6 protein-coding genes are annotated in these 6,753 nt (G+C 73.2%); 3 read left to right on the forward strand and 3 right to left on the reverse strand.

Annotated features, from left to right (window positions below; genetic code table 11):
• Positions 1–615 (forward strand): discoidin domain-containing protein (locus tag GA0115240_RS27900; RefSeq protein ID WP_176725190.1); only part of this gene is annotated, 615 nt, incomplete at its 5' end.
• A 36-nt stretch (positions 616–651) separates the two neighbouring features.
• On the opposite strand, the gene GA0115240_RS27905 is transcribed toward GA0115240_RS27900, so the two are convergent.
• Entirely contained in the window at positions 652–1,560 is a 909-nt protein-coding gene (locus tag GA0115240_RS27905; RefSeq protein WP_256070026.1) for a LysR family transcriptional regulator ArgP, read from the reverse strand.
• A 119-nt stretch (positions 1,561–1,679) separates the two neighbouring features.
• On the opposite strand from GA0115240_RS27905, the gene GA0115240_RS27910 reads away from it, so the two are divergent.
• On the forward strand, positions 1,680–2,294 hold the full coding sequence (locus GA0115240_RS27910; RefSeq protein ID WP_093740887.1) for a LysE/ArgO family amino acid transporter: 615 nt from the start codon (positions 1,680–1,682) through the stop codon (positions 2,292–2,294).
• 34 nt (positions 2,295–2,328) lie between these two features.
• On the opposite strand, the gene GA0115240_RS27915 is transcribed toward GA0115240_RS27910, so the two are convergent.
• Together GA0115240_RS27915 and GA0115240_RS27920 are read right to left on the reverse strand one after the other, a co-directional pair.
• The gene (locus tag GA0115240_RS27915) at positions 2,329–4,398 is read right to left on the reverse strand and encodes a SpoIIE family protein phosphatase (RefSeq protein WP_093740889.1); all 2,070 of its coding nucleotides are present in this window, start codon (positions 4,396–4,398) and stop codon (positions 2,329–2,331) included.
• 182 nt (positions 4,399–4,580) lie between these two features.
• Positions 4,581–5,627, reverse strand: a complete 1,047-nt coding sequence (locus GA0115240_RS27920) for a LacI family DNA-binding transcriptional regulator (RefSeq protein ID WP_093740891.1) — start codon at positions 5,625–5,627, stop codon at positions 4,581–4,583.
• Positions 5,628–5,944: 317 nt separating this feature from the next.
• Between GA0115240_RS27920 and GA0115240_RS27925 the strand changes: the two genes are divergently transcribed.
• A partial coding sequence (locus GA0115240_RS27925; RefSeq protein ID WP_093740893.1) for an aldo/keto reductase occupies positions 5,945–6,753 on the forward strand: 809 nt, incomplete at its 3' end.

Consider the following 6,753-nt stretch of genomic DNA (forward strand, 5'->3'; position numbering starts at 1 on the left):
AAGAGCCTGCGCGGGTTCCAGCGGGTGAACCTCAACCCCGGCCAGTCCCAGCACGTTTCGGTGACGCTGAACGCCCGCAGCTTCCAGTACTGGAACAACGGCTGGACCAACGCGGCCGGCACCAACACCGTGTACGTCGGCTCCTCCTCCCGGGACATCCGGCTGACCGGCAGCACCACCATCGCGGCCGGCGGGGGCGGCGGGGGCGGTGGCACCCACACGGTGCTGTCCCGCACCGGCTGGACGGCCAGCGCCTCGGCCACCGGCGGCGGTGACGTCCCGGCCCGCATGCTGGACGGCGACACCGGCACCCGCTGGAGCACCGGCACGCCGATGGTCAACGGCCAGACGGTGACGGTGGACATGGGTGCGGCGCACTCCATCAGCCAGATCACCATGGACTCCGCGGGCAGTACCGGTGACTACGCCCACGGGTACTCGGTCGCGCTGTCCTCGGACGGGGTGAACTGGTCGGCCCCGGTGGCGACCGGTACCGGGACCGCGCCGCTGGTGACCGTGCCGTTCACCGCGCAGTCGGCGCGCTACATCCGGGTGACGCAGACCGGCAGTTCGAGTTCGTGGTGGTCCATCGCGGAGTTCAACGCGTACACCTGACGCTTCGTCAGCATGACGCTGGAGACAACTGGTGAGTCAGCGGCGGTCCGGGGCCTTCAGGGCCCGGGCCGCCGCGCGCGCGACCGAGCCGGCCACCGCGGCCAGGGCCGGGGAGTCGAGCTTCCACTGCTGCCAGTACAGCGGTACGTCCACCCGCCGGCCCTCGGCCAGGTCGACCAGGGCGCCGGCGGCCAGGCCGGAGGCGGCCTGCGGATCGGGGATCATGCCCCAGCCGAGCCCGGCGGCGACCGCCTCGACGAAGGCCTCGGAGGAGGGGACGTAGTGCCGGGCCGGGCCAGGGGTGCGGCCCGGGGCCAGATCACGCAGGAAGCGGCCCTGGAGGTCGTCCTTGCGGTCGAAGACGACGACCGGCGCGCCCGCGAGAAGGTCGCGCAGCGGGGCCCCCGACAGGCGGCGGGCGGCGAAGTCCGGTGCGGCCATGGCGCGGTAGCGCATGGTGCCCAGCGCCCGCACCGAGCAGCCCTGCACGGGTTCCGGCGAGGAGGTCACAGCCGCCATGACCCGGCCCTCGCGCAGCAGCCGGGTGGTGTGGTCCTGGTCGTCGCGGTGCAGGTCGAAGCAGATGTCGCGGTCGGCCGCGACCTCGGCGAGCGCGGGCAGGAACCAGGTGGCCAGCGAGTCGGCGTTGACCGCGATCGGCAAGGTGGCCGGGCCGGCCGACGCGTCCAGGCCGAGTTCGGCGCCGGCGTCCGCCTCCAGCCGGGCCAGCTGCCGGCCGAACCGTACGACGATCTCACCGGACTCGGTGAGCCGCACTGGTTTGGTGCGCAGCAGCAGGACCCGGCCGGTGCGCTGCTCCAGGGCCTTGACCCGCTGGCTGACCGCGGAGGGCGTGACCCGCAGCGCCCCGGCCGCGGCCTCGAAGGTGCCCTCGTCCACCACGGTCAGCAGCGTCCGCACCTGGTCCAGCGGCAGATCGCGCACCGGCCCCCCTCGCCTCGCGGGCTCTCCCGGTGAGGTCCCGCGCCCCATCCTAAGCTGGGCTGATGTTGCGTAAGAATCATTAGCTGGTCTGATGGCCGTGCCGCTCCTAGCCTCAGGGCATGCCTGACGCTCTTGTCGCAGCCTTGGCGGGTCTTGGCACCGGCCTGTCGCTCATCGTGGCCATCGGCGCCCAGAACGCCTTCGTGCTGCGCCAGGGCATCCGGCGCGAGCACGTGGCGGCCGTGGTGGCGATCTGCGCGGTCTCGGACGCCGCTTTGATCACGGTGGGTATCAGCGGCATCGGCACCGTCGTCAAGCGCTGGCCGGCCGCGGTGACCGCGACCGCCTGGATCGGCGCGGCCTTCCTGATCTGCTACGGACTGCTGGCGGCCCGCCGCGCCCTGCACCCGGCCACCCTCGACGGCGGCGGGGACGGCTCCGGCGGCTCGCTGCGCACCGCCGTCCTCACCTGCCTCGCGATGACCTGGCTCAACCCGCACGTCTACCTCGACACTGTCCTGCTGCTGGGCTCGGTGGCGACCGGCTACGGCGGCGCCCGCTGGTCCTTCGGGCTCGGCGCGGCCGGCGGCAGTGTCCTGTGGTTCGGCGCCCTCGGCTTCGGCGCGCGGCTGCTGCGCGGCGCCTTCGCCCGTCCCGCCTCCTGGCGCGTGCTCGACGCGGTGATCGCCTGCACGATGATCACGCTGGGGGTGGTGATGGCGACCCGGACCTGACCGGCGCCCGCGCCGGCCGGCCGCGGCGGCCCGCTCAGCTCAGCGGTCGGGCCAGCGCGATCGGGCGGAAGCCGATGACGGCGGCGTCGTCGCGGCGCTCGGGGACGGCGGCCAGCAGCCGGGCGCAGAGGGTGGCGAGGGAGACCCCGGCGTCCTTGGCCGCCTCGGCGTGCAGGGCGAGGTCGGCCATGCCGTCGGCGAGGTCGGTGCCGGGCACCTCGATCAGGCCGTCGGTGTAGAGGAGCAGCGTGTCGCCCATGGTGAGGTCGTAGTGCCGGTTGGTACGTGTCCGGGACGGATCGACACACAGCGGCAGGTCGGGGCCGCTGCCCTCCAGGTAGCGCGGCGGGCCGGCGGCCGGCAGCAGCAGGGGCGGCGGGTGGCCGGCATTGGACCAGGCGGCGTGCCAGCCGCCGTCGGCCTTCGGGACCAGATGGGCGTGGACGGCGGTGACCAGGGGCGCGATGGCGAGGCCGTCGGCGACCCGGTCGAGCTGGGACAGGCACTCGGCCGGGGTCGCGTTGCGGAAGCGGTCGTAGGCGATGACCCGCAGCATGCTGCGCAGCTGGCTCATCGACGTGGCGGCTTCCAGGTCGTGGCCGGCGATGTCACCGATGGTGAGGGTGGCCGAGCCGTCGGGCAGCAGCAGCGCGTCGTACCAGTCGCCCCCGATCTCCGCGGTCCTGCTGGCCGGCTGGTAGCGCGCCGCGACCTCGGCACCGGGCACCCGCGGGGTGGGGGTGAGCAGCGCGCGCTGCAGGGTCAGCGCGGTCTGCCGGGTGCGCTGGAGTTCCATCGCCTGCCGCAGCGGTTCGCGCGCCTCGTGCAGCACCTCGCCGAGCAGGGTCAGATCCGAAGGCCCCGGCGGCGGACTGTCCAGGCAGCCCGCGGCGCAGGCGAAGGCGACCACCGCGGCGTCCACCAGGATCGGCACCAGGGTCAGGCTGGTGGTCCGGGCCTCGCGCATCCACTGCGCCGTCACATCGGGAAGCGCCCCGGCCGGCGGCTGTCCACTGGGGAAGACCATCAGCCGGGGCCGGCGGTTCTCGATCATCTGCTGGGCCACCGGACCGACGGGGCGGGACTTGCCGCTCATCGGCGGCAGGGGCGGCAGGCCCTCGCGCGCGGTGGAGGCGACCCGGATCGCGGTGAGCGGAGTGCCGCCCCCGGTCAGCTCGGGGGACGGCAGCATGAACACCGCGCAGGCGTCGGTCAGCTCCGGCACCACCGCGTCGGCCACCGCGGCCAGCGCCTGCGGCAGGTCACCGGCGACGGTGCCGGTCGCGACCCGGGCAAGCAGCCGCTCCCGCAGCCGGTTGCGCCACTGGTCCTCGACGTCGGTGGAGGAGCCGACCCACTCCACGGTCTCGCCCCCGCGCACCACCGGCGCGGCCCGGGACTGGACATGCCGGTACTCGCCGGACGCGGTCCGCATCCGGAAGGTGCACACGAAGATCGTCGGCGTGTCCTGCGACGCCTCCTTCCAGGTGCGCAGCAGGCGGGACCGGTCGTGCGGGTGGACGGCGGCGAGCCACTCGGTGTCGATCCTCGACCGCCACGGCATGCCGGTGAACTCCTCGAAGCCGCCGACCAGTTCGACGATCTGCCAGTCCGGCTTCATCAGCCAGATGATCTGCGGGACCGCGGACATCAGCGCCTCGTAGCGCTGGAGGGTCACGCGCCGCTCCTCGGAGAGCTCCTCGGCCCGCTGGGCCGCCTCGACCTGGGCGGTGGTGTCGACGCAGACGGCCAGCACGCCGTGGCCGTGCCGGGAGCGGACCGGCGAGCAGCTGAAGACGAAGTGGCGGCGGCCCGGCGCGCCGGGCCGGGTGCCCTCCGTGGTGCGCGGTGTGTTGACCTGGCGGGGGGTGTGGTTGTGGTAGACCTCGTCCAGCATGTGCACGAAGCGGGCGGCGTCCGGCTCGTCGTAGACCTCGGCCGCGGTGGCGCCGAGCTTCCGGGGGCCGAACAGTCCGCGGAAGGCGTCGTTGTAGTACATCAGCCGGTGCTCGGGGCCCGCGGTGAGCGCGACGGCGACGATGGCACGGTCGAACACCTCGGGATCGAACTCGGGCACATCGGTGTCGCTGCCGGTCCGCCTCATCCTTCGATCATCGCCTGCCCGGGGGCACCGGGCGCGGCGAACACGGCCCGCTTCGTATGATTGGCTGCTCCGCGCCCTGGGAGAGCGCTCTCGCAGGCCGTGGTCAGGCCGCGGCGGTCCGTCGGGGCCGTCGGTCGACGCGGTCCGTCGGGGCGGTCCGTCGAGGCGGTCCGTCAGGGCGGTCAGGCCGAGGCCCGCACCACCAGCTGGGTGGGGGTCACGATCGAGGACAGGGCGGGCACGCCGACGGTGTCGGCCGGCGGGCGCAGCGCCCGCAGTAACAGCCCGGCCATCAGCCGGCCCATCTCCTCGATGTCCTGGCGCACGGTGGTCAGCGGCGGGTCGGTCCACTCCGCCACGGACACCATGTCGTCGAAGCCGACCACCGCCACGTCGTCGGGCACCCGACGGCCGGCGCCCCGCAGCACCCGCAGCGCACCGGACGCCATCACGTCGGAGGCGGCGAACACCGCGTCCAGGTCGGGAGAGCGCTCCAGCAGCGCGGCCATCGCCCGGGCGCCGCCCTCCGGGGTGAAGTCGCCCTCGGCGATCAGGCCGGGGCCGGTGTCGGGGAGCACGTCGCGGAAGCCGTCCAGCCGGTCGACGGAGGCCGGCTGGTCGAGCGGCCCGGCGATGTGCGCGATCCGGCGACGGCCGAGCCCCAGCAGGTGGCGCACCGCGTCCCGGGCGCCGCCGCGGTTGTCGCAGTCGACGTAGAGGGTCCGGCGGCCGGTGCGGTGGTCGGGCCAGGTGGGCCGGCCGCCGACGACGATCGGCACCCCGGCCTCCCGGGCGAGCACGGTGAGCGAGTCGTCGGTGTGCAGCGAGAAGATCAGCGCGCCGTCCACGTGCCCGCCGGACAGATAGCGGCCGACCCGCTGGTAGTCCGAGGTGCCGTTGGTCAGCAGCAGCACCAGCTGGTTGTCGTGCCGGCTGAGCTCGCGGCTGATGCCGCGGATCTGGCGGGCGAAGAAGGGGTCGGTGAAGAACCTCGCCTCGGGTTCGGCGACGATCACCGCGACGGCGTCGTTCTGCCGGGTGACCAGGGTGCGGGCGGCCTGGTTGGGGATGTAACCGAGTTCCTCCACGGCCTGCCGGACGCGCTCGGCCAGCGGCCCGCGCACCCCCGCTCCCCCGTTAACCACCCGCGACGCGGTCGCTCTCGACACGCCGGCCATGGTGGCGACGGCCTCCAGCGTGGGACGGGACACGGGGATCGGATGGGACAACGCGGGTCTCCTTCACGCCGGGCACGGACCGTGCACGAGCCGATCAGGGCACAGCGTAACGGCTGCGATCTCTCTGTGAGAGCGCTCTCCGAGAGCTGGTGCGGATGCCGTCCGGCACCAGGGGGTGTGACCGGTGCCGGGTCGGGCAGGCGCAGTGCGGTCGCGCGTCGCCGGCGGCGCTGCGGCGCAAGCAGGCCCCCGGCGCCCCGTGCGGGCATCGCCGCAGGTCAGGCGGGTGCCGACGCGTGGGCCGACCGCTATCGAACGTAGCCGGCCCGGACGAAAACGGGCCGGAACCGAGCAGAGGAGTCGCGGCCATGAGCCAAGTCCCTGACATCACCCTCAACAACGGCGTCACGATCCCCCAGCTCGGCTTCGGGACCTTCCAGATCGATCCGGCGGAGACCAAACAGGCGGTGCTCAACGCGCTGGAGATCGGCTACCGGCACATCGACACCGCCGAGATGTACGGCAACGAGAAAGAGGTCGGCCAGGCGGTCCGCGACTCGGGGCTGGCCCGCGACGAGGTCTTCGTGACCAGCAAGCTCAACAACGGCTTCCACGCCTACGGTGACGCGCTGGCCGCCTTCGGCCGCAGCCTGGACGATCTGGACTTCGAGTATCTGGACCTGTTCCTGATCCACTGGCCGCTGCCGAAGGTCGGCGACTTCACCGACACCTGGAAGGCGCTGGAGGAGATCTACCGTTCCGGCCGGGTCAGGGCGATCGGCGTGTCCAACTTCAATCCGCACCACCTCAACCGGCTGTTCGAGCGGGCCGAGGTGATCCCCGCGGTCAACCAGATCGAGATCCACCCCTACTTCGCCCAGGACGATGTGCGGGCCTTCAACGCCGACCACGAGATCGCCACCGAGGCATGGGCCCCCATCGCCAAGGGCAGCATCCTGCGCGACCCGGTGGTCGCCGCGGTCGCCGAGGGGGTCGGGCGGACTCCGGCCCAGGTCACCTTGCGCTGGCACATCCAGCGCGGCGACATCGTCTTCCCGAAGTCGGTGACCCGCTCGCGGGTCGAGGAGAACTTCGGGCTGTTCGACTTCGAGCTGAGCTCCGAGGACATGGCCGCGATCAGCGCGCTGGACCGCGGCGAGCGCACGGGCTTCGACCC

Source organism: Streptomyces sp. DvalAA-14 (assembly GCF_900091855.1).
GTDB lineage: Bacteria > Actinomycetota > Actinomycetes > Streptomycetales > Streptomycetaceae > Actinacidiphila.